Raw genomic sequence first — 17,614 nt, 5'->3', positions numbered from 1 at the left:
CTCCTCGGGGTACGACGTGGGTGGGTCAGGCGCCGACGAGCGCCAGCGGACGCAGCGGCGAGCCGGTGGCGCCGACGATCGGCAGCGGTGCGGCGACGACGGTGCACGTGTCGGGGGCGAGCCGGGCGAGGCGCTCGAGCTGGAGCATCTCCATGATCGGGACGCCGGCCTCCACGAGCAGCACCCGGTGGCCGGGCAGCCGGGCGTGGCCCTCGCCGGCAGGGATGTGCTCGAAGGCGGTGGTGTCGGAGCCGACCAGGCGCGGGCCGAGCGCGGCCAGCCACCGGCAGCCGCCCTCGTCGGGCCCGGGCACGCCGGCGTCGTGGCTGAGGAAGGCGTGCGGGTCGTCCCACAGCTGCGCCCAGCCGGTGCGGACCAGGAGCACGCTGCCGGGCTCGATCTCGCGCCCGCCCGCGGCCGCGGCGAGGTCGTCGGCGGTGATCGCCTGGCCGGGCGCGAGCCGCTCGACGCCGAGCAGGGCCGGGAGGTCGAGCAGGACGCCGGGCGCCACGACCGGGGCGATGGTGTGCACGCCGTGCTCGAGGAACCGGCCGCCCTCCTGGGCGGCGCGGGCGTCGACGCCGCCGTGCAGCAGGCCGTCGTGGCTGATGTGGGCCAGGGCGTCCACGTGGGTGGCCGTGTGGGTGCCGAGGACGAGCAGGTCGTTGGCGCCCGAGGTGCCGTCCACGCGTACGGCGTCCCCGTGCCGCCGCTGCAGCGAGTGCTTGAAGCCGGGGTGGCTGGGTGAGACCGGCACCGCGGGATGCAGTGGCTGGGCGAGGTCGACGACCGTGATGTCGGCGCCGGCGAGCCGGCCGGGTCCGATCCCGGTCTCGATCCCCGGTGCGCTCACTCCCCCGCTCCGGCCCGGGCCGCGATCCGCTCGGCCTGGCGCACGATCGCCGGGTCGACGAAGGACCCGTCGGACAGCACCGATGCCGCGCTGTCCGCCCCGTCCTGGGCGCCGGACTCGGCGAGCACCGAGCGGGCCCACGCGACGTCGGCCGGGGTGGGTGCGAAGCCCTCCCGGACGACAGCGGCCTGCCGGGGGTGGATGCACGAGCGGCCGACGAAGCCCAGGGCGGCCAGCCGGTGGCTGGTCTCCCGGAGGCCGTCGATGTCGGCGACGTCGGTGAACGCGCTGCCCACCGGCGAGGGCAGGCCCGCGGCCCGCGAGGCGAGCACGCAGGTCTGGCGGGCCAGCAGCAGCCCGGGGTCTCCGGCGGCACCGCGCGGAAGGCGCAGGTCGGCGCGCAGGTCGGCCTCGCCGAGCATGATCGAGTGCACGCCGTCGGCGGCCGCGATCTCGTGGGCGCGGGCCACGGCGCCGGCCGACTCGAGCTGGCAGACCAGGCGGGGCTCGGGGCCCCAGGCAGCGGTGGCGGCCCGCGCGATCGCGACCTCCGCGGCCGACTCCACCTTGGCGATGCGAATGGCGGCGACGTGGCCGGCCCGCACGAGCGGGGTGAGCGCCGCGACGTCCGCGGCGAAGTCGGCGGTGCTGACCGGGTTCACGCGGACCACGACGAACGCGGCCCCGTCGTACGCCGGCAGCACCTCGGCGAGGTGCTCCCGCGCGGCCGGCCGCTGGCGCGGGTGCACGGCGTCCTCGAGGTCGACCACGATCCCGTCGGCGACCGACGCTGCCTTGGCCAGCAGCTCACCGGCGCGCGGTGCGGGGACGTAGAGCCAGGCGAGGGCGTCCTCCAGGACCCGCACTCAGACCGCCCCGCTCTCGCGGAGCTGGACGATCTCGTCGGCCGCGAGGCCCAGCTCGCCGAGGACGGCGTCGGTGTCGGCGCCGTGCCCGCGGCCGGTGTGCCGGATGGCGCCGGGCTGCTCGGAGAGGCGGAACATCACGTTCGGCATCCGCACCGGGCCCAGGTCCTCGTCCTCGACGGTCGCGATGGCGCCGATGGCGTTGTACTGCTCGTCGACGATCACCCGGCTCATGTCGTTGACGACCGCGAGCGCGGCCTCGGCCTTGGCGAACTCCTCGACGACGACCTGGGTCGGGCGCTGGAGGATCCAGGAGCCGACCGCCTCGTCGAGGACGTCGGCGTGCTTGGCGCGCTGGTGGCCGTCGCCGAACCAGGGCTCCTCGATCAGCTCGGGGCGACCGACCAGGCGCATCACCCGCTCGGCGATGGTGTGGGCGCTGGTGGAGATCGCCACCCAGTCGCCGTCGGCGGTCAGGTAGGTGTTGCGCGGCGCGTTGTTCTCGGAGCGGTTGCCGGCCCGCTGGGCGATCACGCCGAGCTGGTCGAAGACCGTGAGCTGGGAGCCGAGCATCGACAGGATCGGCTCGATGATGGCCAGGTCGACCACCTGACCCCGTCCCGTCGTGTCGCGCCCGCGCAGCGCCATCAGGGTGGCGATGGTGGCGGCCAGGCCGGAGATGTTGTCGGCCAGCGCGAGCGGCGGCAGGGTCGGGGGGCCGTCGGGCTGGCCGGTGGAGTGCGCGAAGCCCGACATCGCCTCGGCGATGGTGCCGAAGGCCGGTTCCTTGGAGCGCGGCCCGAACTGGCCGAAGCCGGTCACCCGGGTGAGCACGAGGCGCGGGTTGACCTCGGAGAGCACGTCGTACCCGAGACCCCAGCGCTCCAGGGTGCCGGGGCGGAAGTTCTCGATGACGACGTCGGCGTCGGCGACCAGCCGCAGGAAGACCTCGCGGCCCTCCGCCTGGGAGAGGTTGAGCGTGATCGCCCGCTTGTTGCGGCCGAGCACCTTCCACCACAGGCCCTGGCCGTTCTTGGAGTGGCCGTGGGTGCGCGCGGGGTCCGGCTTGCGCGGGTGCTCGACCTTGATCACGTCCGCCCCGAAGTCGGCCATCAGGGTCGCGGCGGAGGGCCCCGCGAAGAGGGTGGCGATGTCGAGGACCTTCAGGCCTTCGAGCGGGGGCGGCGAGGTGGCGGTCATGGCAGGGGGACTCCTTGGCGAGGGTGACGGGTGTCCGCAGAGACCCGACCGTAGGAACCAGCCGAGTCGGACGCCACGGGCCGCGTCACCCAGTGGAAGAACGATTTCCCGCCGCCCCACCTCGGCCGGGCGGCCCGGCACGAGGTTGACGACTCCCGCCCGCCGTGGTTTCGTCGTGACCGGTTATCGCACCCGATGACCGACTATCAACACTGACGGAGTGCCATGAGCTCCTCGCCGAGCCACCAGGCGGACCGCACCCTCTCCCAGAGCGTGCTGCGCGCACTGGACCTGCTGGAAGAGGTCGGCGAGCACCGCGGTCTCGGCGTCGGCGAGCTCGCCGAGCGGATCGAGGTCAACCGGACCATCGTGGGCCGACTGCTCAAGACCCTCGAGGTGCGCGGGTACGTCGTCCGCGACGATCGGCAGTTCCGCCTCGGCCCGCGCCTGCTCGGCCTGGTCGCGCACGCCGACCTCGACCTCCGGCAGGTCGCGCGGCCCGTCCTCCAGCAGGCGGCCGGCGAGCTCGGGCTCACGGTGCAGCTGGTCGGCGCAGAGGCCGACGAGGCGGTCGTCGTCGCGGTGGCCGAGCCGGAGGACACCCCGTTCCACATGAGCGTGCGCGCCGGAGCCCGTCGCCCGCTCGGCCGGGGCGCCTCGGGCATCGCGCTGCTGGCCGCCCGCGCGCCCCGCGACGGCGAGGACCCACGGATCGGCGACAGCCGCGCGCGCGGCTGGAGCACGACGTACGGCGACGTCCAGCGCGGGGCCGGCGGGGTCGCCACCTGGGTGCGCCGGGCTCCGGCGTACTGCGTGGGGGTCGTGGCCTCGGGCGAGGTCGAGGACGCCGACCGGGTCGCCCGGACGCTCCTCGACGCCGCCGACCGGATCGGTGCCCTGCTCCACCCGGACCGACCCTGACCCTCCCGACCGACAGGAACGCCGCATGACCACCACCGACCCCACCACGCCCGAGCAGGCGGCGACGACCGTCGAGGTCGGCATCGACGAGCTGTGCGGGATGTTGATGGCCAAGGACCTCAAGCCGCTGTGGAAGCAGGTCGAGCGCCTCAACACCGACACCCCGGTGCCGGCCACCCTGCCGTGGCTGTGGAAGTGGAGCTCGGTCCTCCCGCTCGCCGAGCGGGCCGGCTGGGAGGTGCCGATCGACCGGGGCGGTGACCGCCGGGTGCTGGCCCTGACCAACCCCGGGCTGGGCGGCCTGCCCTTCACCAGCTCGACGCTGTGGGGCGCGGTGCAGTACCTCGGCCCCGGTGAGACCGCCCCCGCGCACCGCCACACCGCGTCGGCGATCCGCTTCGTCTTCGAGGGCGAGGGCGTCTACACCACCGTCAACGGCGTGGCCTGCGCGATGAAGGAGGGCGACCTGCTGCTCACGCCCAACTGGCACTGGCACGACCACACCAACACCGGCGACGGGTCGATGGCCTGGTTCGACGGGCTCGACCTGCCGATGGTCTACGAGCTGGACGCCGTCTTCTTCGAGCAGTACCCCGACGACCGCCAGCCCGTGGTCCGCGACGACACGACCCTGGACCCGATGCTGGTCCCGGGCCGCCTGCCGATCGACGCGCCGCGCCCCAGCAGCCCCTTCTCCTCGCAGTTCCGCTACACCTGGGACGACACCGACGCGCTGCTGACCCACCTCGCCGCGCAGGCGGAGGGACCCGTGGTCGGCATGGTGTACGTCGACCCGCTGACGTCTCGCGACGTCACGCCGACGATGGGCTGCGAGGCCTACCGGGTGATCCCCGGACGGCGCTCGCGGACCGTACGCCGGGCGGGCAGCTCGGTGTACGCCGTCTACCGCGGCCGGGGCCGCTCGGTCATCGACGGCATCGTCTACGAGTGGGAGAAGGGCGACATGTTCGTCACCCCGTCGTGGGCCGCGGTGGACCACGAGGCCGACGAGCCCTCCGACCTGTTCGCGATCACCGACCGTCCCGCCCTCGAGGCGCTCTCGCTCTTCCGCCAGGAGGTGGCGGAGACCCGGCAGGAGGTCACGGGCGTGTTCACCCCCCGCTGAGCCCCGCCGGTGCGTCTCAGCGCACGGCCGCGCGCGCCATCTCCTCGAGCATCGGCCGTACGTCATTGCGCCGGTAGCCGAGCAGCTCCACCACGGCGGGGTCGGGCTCATAGCTGATCACCGCGCCACGTCCGGGCACGATCATGCCGTCCGGGAGGAAGGGGTGCGACTCGTCGCGCAGCTCCACGGTCCGACCGCCACCGCTGACGTCGAAGACGAGCTGGAAGTAGTCGCGGTAGCTGAGGTTCTCGTCCCCGATCAGGTACGCCGCCCCGGACTCGGCGTTCTCCAGGGCACCGGCGATCGCCTCGGCCAGCGAGCGCACCGACAGGTAGTTGGTGCCGCCCGGCGGGGCCGTGTCCGGCACCTTCGCGGTCAGCTCGCCGCGCCCCCACGCCAGCATCTTGGCGAAGCCGCGCGCGTTGCGGCCGGGGATCATCCCGACGATGGACGGCGGGTTGAGCGTCGAGACGTTGAAGTCGGCGTCGGCGAGCTCGCGGGACCGCTCGTCGGCCAGCTGACGGGCCTTCACGTAGGGGTTCGTCTCGGCCAGGTCGGGCCGCACCATGTGGTAGTAGCTGCCGACCTGTACGGCCCGTCGTACTCCGGCTCGCTTGGCGCGGGCCATGAAGGCGGGCACGCCCTCGGACTGGTACGCCGCCCAGAAGCGGTCGTCGGCGTCCTCGGGCCGCACGTGGCGCACATCCTGGCCGGCCGCGAAGACGACCGCGTCGAAGGGCTCCAGCTCGGCCTCGGTGAGCCCGCCCTGGGCGTAGTCCCCGAGCAGCACCGGGTAGGCCGCCACCGGCGACTCCTCGGCCGGCGCGCTGCGCGCGCCGATCGTCACCTCGTGGCCTCGTTCGGTGAGCAGCGTCGCGGCGTGGCAGCCGATCATTCCGGTGCCACCGATCACCAGCGTCTTCATCCAGACATCCTTCGGGTTGGGGTGCGTCGTGCGGGGGGTGAGGTCGGCCAGGCGAGGTTGGTCAGGCGAAGTCGGCCAGACCGCCGGCCAGCACCGGTCCGCGCTCGGAGACCACGTCGAAGACACCGCCGTCCCAGCCGCGCACCTCGAGGGTCTCGCCGGGGAAGACCGGGGCCGCGAAGCGCCCTTCGAGCCGGCGCAGGTCGGCGGGGTGCGCCCCGGCCCGGTCGGCCAGCACCAGGGTGGCGGCCGACAGCGTCGCCAGGCCGTGCAGGATCGGCCGGGGCTGGCCGATCCCGGCGGCGGCCTCGGGGTCCACGTGGATGTGGTGGCGGTCGCCGAGCAGGCGGTAGAGGACGGCCGCGTTGTCGGCGACCGGCAGCTGAGCCGTCCAGGCCGGCGCCACGTCAGGGGCCGGCGACCTGCTCGGCCCGCGCTCGCCGCCGAAGCCGCCGCGGCCCGGGGCGAACAGCGACCAGGTCGCCAGGAAGTAGTCGCTCTCCACCGTCACGTCGTAGACGGCCGCGCTGCCCTTGTCCCAGACGCCGCTGACCGTCGCCTTCATCGTCAGCTCACCGCTGGCCGGCATCGGCGCGCGCGCCTCGAGGACCTGCGAGCCGTGCAGCGCGTTGGTCACGTCGAAGGCTCCGGCACCGCCGAGCACGTCGGGCGCCCACTGGGCCAGGGTGAGGGCGAACGACGGCAGCACCCGCAGCCGCTCCTCGAAGACCAGGTCGAGCTGGTCGGGACGCGCGCCGACGGCCAGGGCGAAGAGGATGGCGTCGCGGTCGGTCCAGCTCGCCGTGCGCTCCCCCAGCGAGCAGCCGAGCCACTCCCCGGCCGGGGCTCCGGGGGCGGGGTGCGGGGTGCCGGTCATGTCTGTCTCCATCGTCGTCAGGGGAGGCCTTCGCCTCGGAGGGTGCCGAGCAGCGGCTGAGCCGCTGAGCGCGTGCTGGGTCCGGAACCCGGCTGCGGCCGGGCATCGAGACGACGAGGGTCAGAGACGCTCGATGATGGTGACGTTGGCCTGACCGCCGCCCTCGCACATGGTCTGCAGGCCGAAGCGGCCGCCCGTGCGCTCGAGCTCGTGCAGCATGGTGGTCATCAGCCGGGTGCCGGTCGCGCCGATCGGGTGACCCAGCGCGATGCCGCCGCCGTTGACGTTGACCTTGTCGTGGGGCGCGCCGGTCTCCTTCATCCAGGCCAGCACGACCGAGGCGAACGCCTCGTTGCACTCGAACAGGTCGAAGTCGTCGATGCTCATGCCGGTCTTGGCCAGCGCGTGCTTGGTCGCGCCGATCGGGCCGGTCAGCATCCAGATCGGGTCGTCGCCGCGCACCGACAGGTGGTGGATCCGGGCCCGCGGGGTGAGTCCGTGGTCCTTGACGCCCTGCTCGGAGGCGATCAGCATCGCCGAGGCGCCGTCGCAGATCTGCGAGGCGACACCGGCGGTGATCCGGCCGTCGGGGGCCAGCGGGTTCAGGCCGGCCATCTTCTCCAGCGAGGTGTCGCGCGGGCACTCGTCGGTGGTGAAGAGAGTGCCGTCGGCCAGCGTGACCGGTGCGATCTCACGCTCGAAGCGCCCCTCGGCGATCGCCCGCTTCGCCCGCTCGTGCGAGGCGAGCGCGAAGCGCTCCATGTCCTCGCGGCTGCAGTCCCACTTCTCGGCGATCATCTGGGCGGAGTTGAACTGGCTGACCTCGACGTCGCCGTAGCGGGCCCGCCAGCCCGGGGACTCGGCGAACGGCGTGCTGAAGCCGTACTGCTCGGCGACCAGCATCGCGGCCGAGATCGGGATGGCGGACATGTTCTGCAGACCGCCGGCGACCACCAGGTCCTGGGTGCCGGACATGACGCCCTGGGCCGCGAAGTGCACGGCCTGCTGGGAGGAGCCGCACTGCCGGTCGATGGTCACGCCGGGCACGTTGTCCGGGAGCCCGGCCACCAGCCAGGCGGTGCGCGCGACGTCGCCGGCCTGGGAGCCGATCGTGTCGCAGCAGCCCATGATCACGTCGTCCACGGCGGACGCGTCGATGCCGGTGCGCTCGACGAGCGACGAGAGCACGTGCCCGCCGAGGTCGGCGGAGTGCATGGACGCGAGCGAGCCGCCGCGCTTGCCGACCGGGGTGCGGACGGCATCGACGATGTAGGCCTCAGCCATGTCAGTTCTCCTCAAAACTCAGGGTCAGGCGTGCTGGCTGGACACGGCGAGGACCTCGCCGGTCATGTAGCTGGAGTAGTCGCTGGCCAGGAAGACCATCACGTTGGCGATCTCCCACGGCGCCGCGGCCCGGCCGAAGGCCTCCTTGCCCTTGAGCTCGGCGAGCAGCTCGGGGCTGGTGACCTTCTCCAGGAAGGGGTGCATGGCCAGGCTCGGCGAGACGGCGTTCACGCGGATGCCGTACTGCGCCAGGTCGGCGGCGGCCGAGCGGGTCAGCGCCTTCACGCCGGCCTTCGCGGCGGCGTAGTGGGACTGGCCCTCCTGGAAGCGCCAGCCGATCACCGAGGAGTTGTTGACGATGACCCCCTTCTTACCAGCGGCCACGAAGCGCTTGCCCGCCTCGCGGATGCAGCGCATGGTGCCGGTCAGCGTGATGTCGAGGACCAGGTTCCAGGTCTCGTCCGGCATCTCGAGGATGTCGTTGGTGCCGCCGAGGCCGGCGTTGTTGATCATCACGTCGACGCCGCCGAAGGGCTCGGCCGCGTCGAGCAGCGCGACCACGTCCTCCTCCTTGGTCACGTTGCAGACGACCGAGGCGACCCGGTCCGCACCGAACTCGGCGGCCAGCGCCGCCTGGGCCTCGCCCAGCCGGCGCTCGTGGGTGTCGGAGATGACGACCGCCTTGGCCCCCTCCTCCAGCACCTTGCGAGCCACGGCGGCACCGATGCCGGCGCCGGCGGCCGCGGTCACCACCACGGTGCGGCCGGTCAGCAGCCCGTGTCCGGGGACGTAGTCGGGCGTGGGCTGTTCGGGCTTCGCGGCACTCACGGGCGGGGCTCCTTCGGGAGGCCGAGCACGCGCTCGGCGATGATGTTGCGCTGGATCTCGTCGGAGCCGCCGTACAGCGTGTCGGCCCGGCTGAAGAGGAAGAGCGTCTGCTGGTCGTCGAGGTCGTACGGCGCCTGCGCCACCGTGAGCCCCGCTGCGCCACGCACCTCCATGGCGAGCTCGCCGAGGTCGCGGTGCCACCGGGCCCACAGGAGCTTGGAGACCGAGGCCTCGGGCCCCTGGGAGCCGGAGTCGTAGGCGCTGAGCGTGCGCAGGGCGTGGGTCCGCATCACCGCGAGTCCGAGCCGGGCCTGCGCGATCCGGTCGGCGATCACCGGGTCGTCCCAGGTGCCGTTGCTCCGGGCGATCGCCTCGATCTCGTCGAGCTCGCGGGCGAAGCCGACCTGCTGGCCGATGGTCGAGACCCCGCGCTCGAAGCCCAGGGTCGCCATGGCCACCCGCCATCCGTCTCCGGGGGCACCGACGACGAGGTCGGCCCCGGTGCGGGCGCCGTCGAAGAAGACCTCGTTGAACTCCGAGGTGCCGGTGAGCTGGAGGATCGGTCGCACCTCCACCCCCGGCTGGTCCATCGGGACCAGGAGGTAGGAGAGGCCGGCGTGGCGCTGCGACCCGACCTCGGTCCGGGCCACCACGAAGCACCAGTCGGCCTGGTGGGCCAGCGAGGTCCACACCTTCTGGCCGTCGATCACCCACTCCTCGCCCTCCAGGCGCGCGCGGGTGCGTACGGCGGCGAGGTCGGAGCCGGCGCCGGGCTCGGAGTAGCCCTGGCACCACAGCTCGGTGACGTTGACGATGCCGGGCAGGAAGCGCTGCTTCTGCTCCTCGGTGCCCAGCGCGATCAGGGTCGGGCCGAGGAGAGTCTCACCGAGGTGGTTGACCCCGGCCGGCGCGTCGGCGCGCGCGTACTCCTCGTAGAAGATCACCTGCTGGAAGAGGCTCAGCCCGCGGCCGCCGTACTCGACGGGCCAGCCCAGGCAGGTCCAGCCGGCCTTGGCGAGGTGCTGGTTCCAGGCCACGCGCTCCTCGTAGGCCTCGTGCTCGCGCCCGGATCCGCCACGGCCCTTGATCTCGGCGAACTCGCCGACGAGATTCTCCTCGAGCCACTGCCGGACCTCCTGGCGGAACTCCTCGTCCGCCGCGGAGTGGGTCAGGTCCACGATCAGTCTCCTTCCCGGCCAGCGAGGGCCGGTGTCGCCCGGACTGACCACACTACCAAACCAAGCACTTGTTTGGTAGTGTGCGGTCCTCCGCCCCCGAGAAGGAGATCGATGTCCGTCCACCATGCACCGGAGCCGACCAGCACCGAACAGGCGCAGGTCGTGACCTACGAGGTGCGCGGAGCCGTCGCCGTGGTGACGCTGAACCGGCCGGAGTACACCAACGCCCAGAACTCCCAGATGACCTACGCCCTCGACGCCGCGTTCGTCCGAGCCGTCGACGACGACGACGTCAAGGTCATCGTGCTGGCCGGCAACGGCCGGCACTTCTGCGGCGGGCACGACATCGGTACGCCGGGCCGCGACATCGACCGGTCGTTCGAGCGCCAGGCCGTCATCCACTGGGACCACGTGGACAAGCAGGGCGTCGACTCGCGCTTCGCCCGCGAGTCCGAGGTGTACCTCGGCATGTGCCGTCGCTGGCGCGAGATCCCCAAGCCGATGATCGCCATGGTCCAGGGCGCCTGCATCGCCGGCGGCCTGATGCTGGCCTGGTCCTGCGACTTCATCATCGCCTCCGACGACGCCTTCTTCTCCGACCCGGTCGTGCGGATGGGCATCCCGGGCGTGGAGTACTTCGCCCACCCGTTCGTGATGAACCCCCGCGCGGCCAAGGAGTTCCTCTACACCGGCGGCCGCTTCGACGCCGTCCGGGCCCGGGAGCTCGGCATGGTCAACCACGTCGTGCCGCGCGCCGATCTCGAGCGCGCCGTCTTCGACATGGCCGACCGGATCGCCGAGATGCCCCGCCTGGGCCTGGCCCTGACCAAGAAGGCCGTCAACCAGGCCGAGGACCTGCAGGGCCTGCGGGCCGGCATGGATTCGGTCTTCGGCCTGCACCACGCCGCCCACGCGCACAACGCGGAGGTGGGCAAGGACTCGCTCGCCGGCCTCGACGCACGGTCGATGGCCCGGAGCAACAAGAAAGCGGATGGTGACGTATGAGCCTGGGATTCACCGAGGCCGAAGAGGCCTTCCGCGCCGAGGCGCGCGCCTGGCTGGCCGAGAACTCCCCCGGCCGGCTGCCCTCCATGGACACCGAGGAGGGCGCCCGCGCCCACCGGGACTGGGAGAAGGCACTCGCCGGGGGGCGCTGGTCCGTCGTGGCCTGGCCCGAGCAGTACGGCGGCCGGGACGCATCCCTGGTCGAGTGGGTGATCTTCGAGGAGGAGTACTACCTCTCCGGCTCCCCCACCCGGATCACCCAGAACGGCATCTCGCTGCTGGCGCCGATCATCTTCGGCCACGGCACCCCCGAGCAGCAGGAGCGCTACCTGCCCGCGATGGTCGACGGCACCGAGGTCTGGGCGCAGGCCTGGTCCGAGCCCGAGGCCGGCAGCGACCTCGCCGGCATCCGCAGTCGCGCCGAGCGTGACGACGAGCGCGGCGGCTGGGTCCTCAACGGCCAGAAGACGTGGAGCTCGCGCGCGCCGTTCGCCGACCGTGGCTTCGGCCTGTTCCGCAGCGACCCGGCGGCCGAGCGGCACCGCGGCCTGACCTACTTCCTCTTCCCCCTCGACGCCGAGGGCATCACGGTGCGACCCATCGCCCAGCTCGACGGGGACGCCGGCTTCGCGGAGATCTTCTTCGACGACGTGTTCGTGCCCGACGCGGACGTGCTAGGCGGGGTCGGCGACGGCTGGCGGGTGGCCATGAGCACCGCCGGCAACGAGCGCGGGCTGTCGCTGCGCGCACCCGGCCGCTTCCTGGCCGCCGCGGACCGACTCCTCGACCTGTGGCACGAGCGCGGCGAGGAGTCCCCGCAGCTGCGCGACGACGTGGTCGACGCCTGGATCGGCGCGCGGGCCTACCAGCTCTACACCTGGGGCACGGTCGACCGCCTCCAGGGCGGCGGCGACATGGGCGCCGACGGCAGCGTCAACAAGCTCTTCTGGTCCCAGCTCGACGTCGACCTGCACGAGACCGCGCTCGATCTGCTCGGCCCCGAGCAGGAGCTGCGCGGCGAGGGAGCCGTGTCGAACGGCGCCTGGGTGGACGACTACCTCTTCTCGCTGGCCGGCCCGATCTACGCGGGCACCAACGAGATCCAGCGCAACATCGTGGCCGAGCGGATCCTCGGCCTTCCCCGCGGCGACAACAGGAGGTCGGGAGCATGAGGTTCGCCCTCACAGCAGAGCAGCGCTCCTTCGCTGAGGCGCTCGACGGACTTCTCGGCGCCGCCGAGGTCCCCGCCGCCACCCGCGCCTGGGGCGCCGGCGACACCGCCCCCGGGCTGCGCCTGTGGGAGCAGCTCGCCGAGCTCGGCGTACCGGCCCTGGTGGTCCCCGAGGCCCTCGGCGGCATCGGCGGTACGCCGCTCGACGTCGTCGTCGCCTTCGAGGCGCTCGGCCGGCACGGCGTGCCCGGCCCGTGGGTCGAGTCCGTCGCGCTGGCGCCCAGCCTGCTGGCCGGCACCGAGCACGAGGGTGTCCTGGCCGACCTCGCGGAGGGGGCGGCCCGGGTCACCGTCGCCGCGCCGCCGCAGACGCCGTACGCCCTGGACGTTGCTGCCGCGACGCACACCTACCTGCTCGACGCGGACGGCCTCGCGGCCGCCACCTCGACCCGGAAGCTCACCTCGGTCGACCCGTCCCGGCACCTGCACAGCGTGCAGGCCGAGGGCACCGCGGTCGCCGTCGACAGCACGGCCGTGGCCCGCGGGCTCGACCTCGCGGCGCTCGCCTGCGCCGCCAGCCTGGTCGGCGCCGGGGAGCGGATGCTGCGCGAGTCCGTCGCCTATGTCGCTCAGCGTCGCCAGTTCGGCCGGGCGATCGGCGAGTACCAGGCCGTCAAGCACGCCCTCGCCGACGTGCGGGTCGCCCTGGACTTCGCGCGGCCGCTGGTGCACGGCGCCGCCCACGAGCTCGAGGCCGACTCCGAGGTCGCAGCACGCGACGTCTCCGCCGCCAAGGTCGCCGCGACCGATGCCGCCCACCTCGCCTCGCGCACCGCGCTGCAGGTGCACGGTGCCATCGGCTACACGCTGGAGCACGACCTGAGCATCTTCATCCTGCGCGCCCGCGCGCTGGCCGGCGCCTGGGGCACCACGTCCCAGCACCGGGCCCGCGTGCTGCACCACCTGACCGCAACCCGCTGACCTCGACGACGAGAAGGAGCTGACCGTGCACTTCGGACTGAGCGAGGAGCAGCAGGAGCTGGGGCGCGCCGTGCGCAGCCTGGTGGAGCGGCGTGCCGGCCAGGTCGACGTCCGCACCGCGGCCGCGTCCGAGGAGGGCTACGACACCGCGCTCTGGCAGACCCTGTGCAGCCAGATCGGGGTCACCGCCCTGGCCGTCCCCGAGGAGTACGGCGGCGCCGGCTTCAGCTCGTTCGAGACCCACGTCGTGCTCGAGGAGCTGGGCGCGACGCTCTCCCCGTCCCCGCTGCTCGGCTCGGGCGTGCTGGCGGCCCGCGCCGTACTGCTGGCCGGCAGCGCGGACGACTGCGAGCGGCTGCTGCCCGACATCGCCGAGGGCTCGTGCGTCGCCGCACTCGCCTGGGCCGACGAGCGGGGCCACTGGCGCCGCGACGGCTCCGACGTCCGCGCCGTCCGCGCGGGCGAGGCGTGGCAGCTCACCGGCGTCTCGACCCTGGTTCTCGACGCCACCGGCGCCGACGTACTGCTCGTGGTCGCCAGCACCGACGACGGACCGGCCGTCTTCGAGGTCGACCCCGCAGGTGCGGGGGTGGAGCGGGTGCACACGCCCGGTCTCGACCTGACCCTGCGCTTCGGCCGGGTCACCTTCAGCGACGCCGCCGCCGTCCGGCTCTCCGGCGACGCCGATGTCGAGGGGCTCCTGGGCAGGCTGCACGCCGAGGCTGCGGTCGCGGTCTCGGCCCTCCAGGTGGGCGGCGCGCAGAGCGCCCTGGACCTCACCGTGGCCCACCTGAAGGAGCGCGAGCAGTTCGGCCGGCCGCTGGGCTCGTTCCAGGCGCTCAAGCACCGGGCCGCGGACATGCTCGTCAGGGTGGAAACGGCCCGCTCGGTCTCCTGGTCGGCCGCCTGGGCCTCCGCCCAGGGCAGCGCCGACCTCGTCACCCAGGCCGCCACCGCGAAGGCGTGGTGCTCGGACGCCTTCTCCGACGTCGCCGGCGAGATGGTGCAGCTGCACGGCGGCATCGCCATCACGTGGGAGCACGACGCGCAGCTCTACTTCAAGCGGGCCCACGCCACCGGCCAGCTGTTCGGCAGCGCGCGCGAGCACCGGCGCCTCCTGCTGGGCGCCTGACAGCGGGACGGGCCGCTCAGGCCTTCATGCCGCCGTCGATCACGAACTCCTGGCCGGTGCAGTAGGAGCTCGCCGAGCTGAGCAGGAACGCGACCAGCGCGCTCGCCTCCTCGGGTCGTCCGGCCCGGGCGATGGGCAGGCCTGCGACGACGCCCCTGCCGTCCCGGGCCTCCTCGGAGATCATCTGGGTGTCCATCGCGCCGGGGCAGATGCAGTTGACCCGGATCCCGTGCTCGCCGAGCTCGAGGGCCGCGGTGCGGCTCAGGCCGCGCAGCGCCCACTTCGACGCGGAGTACGCCGAGGCCTGCGGGTAGCCGGCCAGCGCCGCCACGGAGGCGATGTTGACCACGGCCCCACCCGCGTCGCGCATGAGCGGGACGACGGCCTGCATCCCGAGCATCGGACCCAGGAGGTTGACCCTCAGGTGCAGGTCGAGCAGGCGCTCGTCGGTCTCGAGGAACGGCGCGCGCAGGAAGGCGCCGGCGTTGTTGACGAGCCCGTCGATCCGGCCGTGGCGCTCGCCCACCCGATCCACCACGGCGGCCCACGCCGCCCGGTCGGTCACGTCCAGCGCCAGGCCCAGCGCGTCGCCTCCGCCTGCGGTGATCTCGGCGGCGACCGCCTCGGCCGGCCCGGCCGTCAGGTCGGTGACCACGACGCGCGCGCCGTGGTCCGCGAGCACCCGGGCGTGGGCCGCTCCCAGCCCCTGTCCGGCACCGGTGATGAGCACGACCCTGTCGGTCAGGTCGACGAGCGGCTGGGTCATGGATCCTCCTGGTGACGGGCACGCGAGCGCCTGGTGTGAATCGCGCCCGGCAACCTCGTCCGGGGCCGCGTTCCCTGCTACCGTACCCAAACAAGCGCTAGGTTTATCGGAGGCACGCATGCGTGACCAGACCGCTGCTAACGGGCGAGCAGGCCTCCGTGCAGCAGGGTGATGAACTGCTCGGCGACCTTCTCGTGCTGGAGCTTCCCGCGCGGGTTGTACCAGCGCACCGAGACCCACACGGTGTCGCGGATGAAGCGGTACATGATGCCGCTGTCAAGGTCCTCACGGAAGTCCCCGGCCTCCCGACCGGCCGCGAGCACGTTGAGCCACACGGCCTCGACCGCACGACCGGTCTTCGGGACGAACTCGAACTCGGGGACGTGGGAGAGCAGGGCCACCTCGTTCTGGTACAGCGCCACCGCGTGGGGATCGACGTGGATGGTGGCGAACGACACCCGGATCAGCTCGTCGAGCGTCTCCCGGGGGCTGGCGCCGGCGGCCACGATCGCCTCGAACCTCGAGAGCAGCCCGTCCATGAACTGGCGCAGGATCTCGTCGAGCATCGCCTCCTTCGAGTCGAAGTGGTGATAGAGGCTGCCGGAGAGGATCCCGGCCTCGTCCGCGATGTCGCGCACCGTCGTCTGCGAGTAGCCCCTGGTGGCGAACAGCTCCGCGGCGATGGCCAGCAGCTGGGTACGACGCGCCGAGCCCTTCTGATTCCCCTGGCCGCGTTTGCGTGCCTTGTCCTGGCCCTGCGACGCCATCGCCATCTCCGTTTCCCTGGGGTGGCGACCCCAGCGCCGACACCGCATTCTTACCGCGGGTGCCCCTCAGGGCGACGCGGGTGCATCTAGGCTACCGAACAAGCACTTGCTTAATAAGGAGATCCGTTGTCCAGCCCTCACACCATCCCTGCCCTGCTCGACCATGGTGCGGCGAAATTCGACTCCAGTCCCGCTGTCGTGGACGGTGACTTCCGCCTGTCCTACGCCGAGCTGGCCGTCGAGGTCCGTCGTACCGCTCGGGCCTACCTGGCCGTGGGCGTCCGGCCCGGTGACCGGGTCGCCGTCTGGGCGCCCAACCGCGGCGAGTTCATCCTGGCCCTGCTCGGCGCCCAGGTCATCGGCGCCTCGGTGGTGCCGCTCAACACGCGCTACCGCGGGCACGAGGCCCGGACGGTGCTCGACCGCTCCCGCGCCAGCGTGCTGGTCGTCTGCAACGGGTTCCTCGGCACCGACTACCTCGCCATGCTGACGGAGTCCGCCGAGCCGGGCGCGGCGGCCGGGGAGCACCCCGTCGCCGGTCTCCCCCACCTGCACACGGTGGTGGACATCGACGCCGGCGGCAAGGCGGGCACCCTGGCCTGGGCGGAGTTCCTGGCCGGCGCGGAGCAGGTCTCCACCGACCAGCTCGCCGAGGCCGAGGCGACCGTCACCCCGGACACCATCTGCGACATCCTCTACACCTCCGGCACGACGGGGATCCCCAAGGGCGTGATGAGCGCGCACCACCAGACCACGGGCGTGGCCCAGGTCTGGGCCACCGGGGCCTCCCTGACCGAGGCCGACCGGTACGCCGTGGTGAACCCGTTCTTCCACGGCTTCGGCTACAAGGCCGGGATCGTCGCGGCCCTGTGCGCCGGCACGTCGATCCACCCGGTGCTCACCTTCGACCCGGCCGGTCTGATGGAGCTCGTCGAGCGCGAGCGGATCACCGTGCTGCCGGGGGCGCCGACGATCTTCCTGACCCTGATCAACCACCCGCGGCTGCGCGACTTCGACCTCTCGTCGCTGCGCTTCGCGATCGCCGGCGCCTCCTCGGTGCCCGAGACCCTCTTCGAGGAGATGCTCGACGTCCTCGGCTTCGAGACCGTGGCCCAGGCCTACGGCCTGACCGAGTGTGTCGTGGCCACCCAGTCGCGACCCGGCGAGGACCCGCGCCACGTCGCGGAGACCACCGGCCCGGCCTGTCCCGGCATCGAGATCCGGATCGTCGACGCCGAGGGGGCCGACCTGCCGGTGGGCTCCGACGGGGAGATCCTGCTGCGCGGGGACAACGTGATGCTGGGCTACTTCGAGGACGAGGAGGCGACGGCGGCCGTCATCGACTCCGAGCGCTGGTTCCACACCGGGGACGTCGGGCGGCTCGACGAGCACGGGTGCCTCAAGATCACCGACCGGATCAAGGACATGTTCATCGTCGGCGGCTTCAACGTCTACCCGGCCGAGGTCGAGAGCGTGCTGTGCAGCCACCCGGACATCGTCGAGGCGGCGGTGATCGGCGTCCCGGACGACCGGATGGGCGCCGTCGGCCGGGCGTACGTCGCGCTGCGGCCGGGTGCGCAGATCGACGAGGCCGCGGTCGCGGCGTACTGCAAGGACCGGCTGGCCAACTTCAAGGTGCCGCGCGAGCTCGTGGTGATCGGCGAGTTCCCCCGCAACGCCAGCGGCAAGATCCTCAAGAAGGACCTGCGCACCGAGGCCTGATCGGCACGCGGA

Annotated in this window: 17 protein-coding genes; 7 read left to right on the top strand and 10 right to left on the bottom strand. The window is 72.8% G+C overall.

All coding sequences use genetic code 11. The features are described 5' to 3' along the window. Nucleotides 1-25 precede the first annotated feature (25 nt). Genes MUB56_RS07890 through MUB56_RS07880 form a run of 3 tightly spaced genes read right to left on the bottom strand, consistent with a single transcriptional unit; the run spans nt 26 to nt 2,919 of the window. Nucleotides 26-853: a cyclase family protein gene (locus MUB56_RS07890; protein WP_244931352.1), complete on the bottom strand. Its 828-nt coding sequence runs from the start codon at nt 851-853 to the stop codon at nt 26-28. Next, nucleotides 850-1,719: a CoA ester lyase gene (locus MUB56_RS07885; protein WP_244931351.1), complete on the bottom strand. Its 870-nt coding sequence runs from the start codon at nt 1,717-1,719 to the stop codon at nt 850-852. Before MUB56_RS07885 ends, MUB56_RS07890 begins: the two co-directional genes overlap by 4 nt. Beyond that, complete coding sequence (locus MUB56_RS07880; protein ID WP_244931350.1) at nt 1,720-2,919, bottom strand: CoA transferase; 1,200 nt, start codon at nt 2,917-2,919, stop codon at nt 1,720-1,722. Between the two features lie 225 nt (nt 2,920-3,144). Between MUB56_RS07880 and MUB56_RS07875 the strand changes: the two genes are divergently transcribed. Then, nucleotides 3,145-3,840, top strand: coding sequence for a helix-turn-helix domain-containing protein (locus tag MUB56_RS07875; protein WP_244931349.1), 696 nt, complete (start codon nt 3,145-3,147; stop codon nt 3,838-3,840). A 25-nt stretch (nt 3,841-3,865) separates the two neighbouring features. After that, nucleotides 3,866-4,966 (top strand): cupin domain-containing protein, encoded by a 1,101-nt coding sequence (locus MUB56_RS07870; protein ID WP_244931348.1) that lies wholly within the window; start codon nt 3,866-3,868, stop codon nt 4,964-4,966. Nucleotides 4,967-4,982: 16 nt separating this feature from the next. Here MUB56_RS07870 and MUB56_RS07865 read toward each other — a convergent pair whose 3' ends face one another. From MUB56_RS07865 to MUB56_RS07845, 5 genes are all read right to left on the bottom strand, one after another. Continuing rightward, nucleotides 4,983-5,891 carry an NAD-dependent epimerase/dehydratase family protein gene (locus MUB56_RS07865; RefSeq protein ID WP_244931347.1) on the bottom strand — a complete coding sequence of 303 codons (909 nt, stop codon included), beginning with the start codon at nt 5,889-5,891 and terminating at the stop codon, nt 4,983-4,985. Between the two features lie 61 nt (nt 5,892-5,952). After that, entirely contained in the window at nt 5,953-6,768 is an 816-nt protein-coding gene (locus MUB56_RS07860; protein ID WP_244931346.1) for a MaoC/PaaZ C-terminal domain-containing protein, read from the bottom strand. A 120-nt stretch (nt 6,769-6,888) separates the two neighbouring features. Next, a complete protein-coding gene (locus tag MUB56_RS07855) occupies nt 6,889-8,052 on the bottom strand; it encodes an acetyl-CoA C-acetyltransferase (RefSeq protein WP_244931345.1) in 1,164 nt (387 codons plus the stop codon). 24 nt (nt 8,053-8,076) lie between these two features. Next, on the bottom strand, nt 8,077-8,880 hold the full coding sequence (locus tag MUB56_RS07850; RefSeq protein WP_244931344.1) for an SDR family oxidoreductase: 804 nt from the start codon (nt 8,878-8,880) through the stop codon (nt 8,077-8,079). Continuing rightward, on the bottom strand, nt 8,877-10,058 hold the full coding sequence (locus MUB56_RS07845) for an acyl-CoA dehydrogenase family protein (RefSeq protein ID WP_244931343.1): 1,182 nt from the start codon (nt 10,056-10,058) through the stop codon (nt 8,877-8,879). The genes MUB56_RS07850 and MUB56_RS07845 overlap by 4 nt, the downstream gene beginning before the upstream one ends. A 111-nt stretch (nt 10,059-10,169) precedes the next feature. Here MUB56_RS07845 and MUB56_RS07840 point away from each other — a divergent pair, with 111 nt between their 5' ends. The 4 genes from MUB56_RS07840 to MUB56_RS07825 are packed head-to-tail and all read left to right on the top strand — an operon-like array spanning nt 10,170 to nt 14,347. Next, nucleotides 10,170-11,063: an enoyl-CoA hydratase gene (locus tag MUB56_RS07840; protein ID WP_244931342.1), complete on the top strand. Its 894-nt coding sequence runs from the start codon at nt 10,170-10,172 to the stop codon at nt 11,061-11,063. Then, nucleotides 11,060-12,235 carry an acyl-CoA dehydrogenase family protein gene (locus MUB56_RS07835; RefSeq protein ID WP_244931341.1) on the top strand — a complete coding sequence of 392 codons (1,176 nt, stop codon included), beginning with the start codon at nt 11,060-11,062 and terminating at the stop codon, nt 12,233-12,235. The genes MUB56_RS07840 and MUB56_RS07835 overlap by 4 nt, the downstream gene beginning before the upstream one ends. Then, nucleotides 12,232-13,215, top strand: a complete 984-nt coding sequence (locus MUB56_RS07830; RefSeq protein WP_244931340.1) for an acyl-CoA dehydrogenase family protein — start codon at nt 12,232-12,234, stop codon at nt 13,213-13,215. Before MUB56_RS07835 ends, MUB56_RS07830 begins: the two co-directional genes overlap by 4 nt. A 25-nt stretch (nt 13,216-13,240) precedes the next feature. Continuing rightward, nucleotides 13,241-14,347 carry an acyl-CoA dehydrogenase family protein gene (locus MUB56_RS07825; protein WP_244931339.1) on the top strand — a complete coding sequence of 369 codons (1,107 nt, stop codon included), beginning with the start codon at nt 13,241-13,243 and terminating at the stop codon, nt 14,345-14,347. 16 nt (nt 14,348-14,363) lie between these two features. On the opposite strand, the gene MUB56_RS07820 is transcribed toward MUB56_RS07825, so the two are convergent. Further along, the gene (locus MUB56_RS07820) at nt 14,364-15,113 is read right to left on the bottom strand and encodes an SDR family NAD(P)-dependent oxidoreductase (RefSeq protein WP_244931338.1); all 750 of its coding nucleotides are present in this window, start codon (nt 15,111-15,113) and stop codon (nt 14,364-14,366) included. 137 nt (nt 15,114-15,250) lie between these two features. After that, the gene (locus tag MUB56_RS25885; protein WP_280637377.1) at nt 15,251-15,880 is read right to left on the bottom strand and encodes a TetR/AcrR family transcriptional regulator; all 630 of its coding nucleotides are present in this window, start codon (nt 15,878-15,880) and stop codon (nt 15,251-15,253) included. A gap of 126 nt (nt 15,881-16,006) precedes the next feature. Between MUB56_RS25885 and MUB56_RS07805 the strand changes: the two genes are divergently transcribed. Further along, nucleotides 16,007-17,602: an AMP-binding protein gene (locus MUB56_RS07805; protein ID WP_244931337.1), complete on the top strand. Its 1,596-nt coding sequence runs from the start codon at nt 16,007-16,009 to the stop codon at nt 17,600-17,602. Nucleotides 17,603-17,614 lie beyond the last annotated feature (12 nt).

Source organism: Nocardioides sp. W7, assembly GCF_022919075.1.
GTDB lineage: Bacteria > Actinomycetota > Actinomycetes > Propionibacteriales > Nocardioidaceae > Nocardioides.
Note: the sequence above shows the minus strand (reverse complement) of the source record. Positions and strands in the feature narration are given on the sequence as shown.

Bases quoted from the DNA above. Each gene is read 5' to 3' on its own strand.
- MUB56_RS07880 (WP_244931350.1), bottom strand. From the start codon at position 2,919: ATGACCGCCACCTCGCCGCCCCCGCTCGAAGGCCTGAAGGTCCTCGAC.
- MUB56_RS07875 (WP_244931349.1), top strand. From the start codon at position 3,145: ATGAGCTCCTCGCCGAGCCACCAGGCGGACCGCACCCTCTCCCAGAGC.
- MUB56_RS07870 (WP_244931348.1), top strand. From the start codon at position 3,866: ATGACCACCACCGACCCCACCACGCCCGAGCAGGCGGCGACGACCGTC.
- MUB56_RS07865 (WP_244931347.1), bottom strand. From the start codon at position 5,891: ATGAAGACGCTGGTGATCGGTGGCACCGGAATGATCGGCTGCCACGCC.
- MUB56_RS07860 (WP_244931346.1), bottom strand. From the start codon at position 6,768: ATGACCGGCACCCCGCACCCCGCCCCCGGAGCCCCGGCCGGGGAGTGG.
- MUB56_RS07855 (WP_244931345.1), bottom strand. From the start codon at position 8,052: ATGGCTGAGGCCTACATCGTCGATGCCGTCCGCACCCCGGTCGGCAAG.
- MUB56_RS07840 (WP_244931342.1), top strand. From the start codon at position 10,170: ATGTCCGTCCACCATGCACCGGAGCCGACCAGCACCGAACAGGCGCAG.
- MUB56_RS07835 (WP_244931341.1), top strand. From the start codon at position 11,060: ATGAGCCTGGGATTCACCGAGGCCGAAGAGGCCTTCCGCGCCGAGGCG.
- MUB56_RS07830 (WP_244931340.1), top strand. From the start codon at position 12,232: ATGAGGTTCGCCCTCACAGCAGAGCAGCGCTCCTTCGCTGAGGCGCTC.
- MUB56_RS07820 (WP_244931338.1), bottom strand. From the start codon at position 15,113: ATGACCCAGCCGCTCGTCGACCTGACCGACAGGGTCGTGCTCATCACC.
- MUB56_RS25885 (WP_280637377.1), bottom strand. From the start codon at position 15,880: ATGGCGTCGCAGGGCCAGGACAAGGCACGCAAACGCGGCCAGGGGAAT.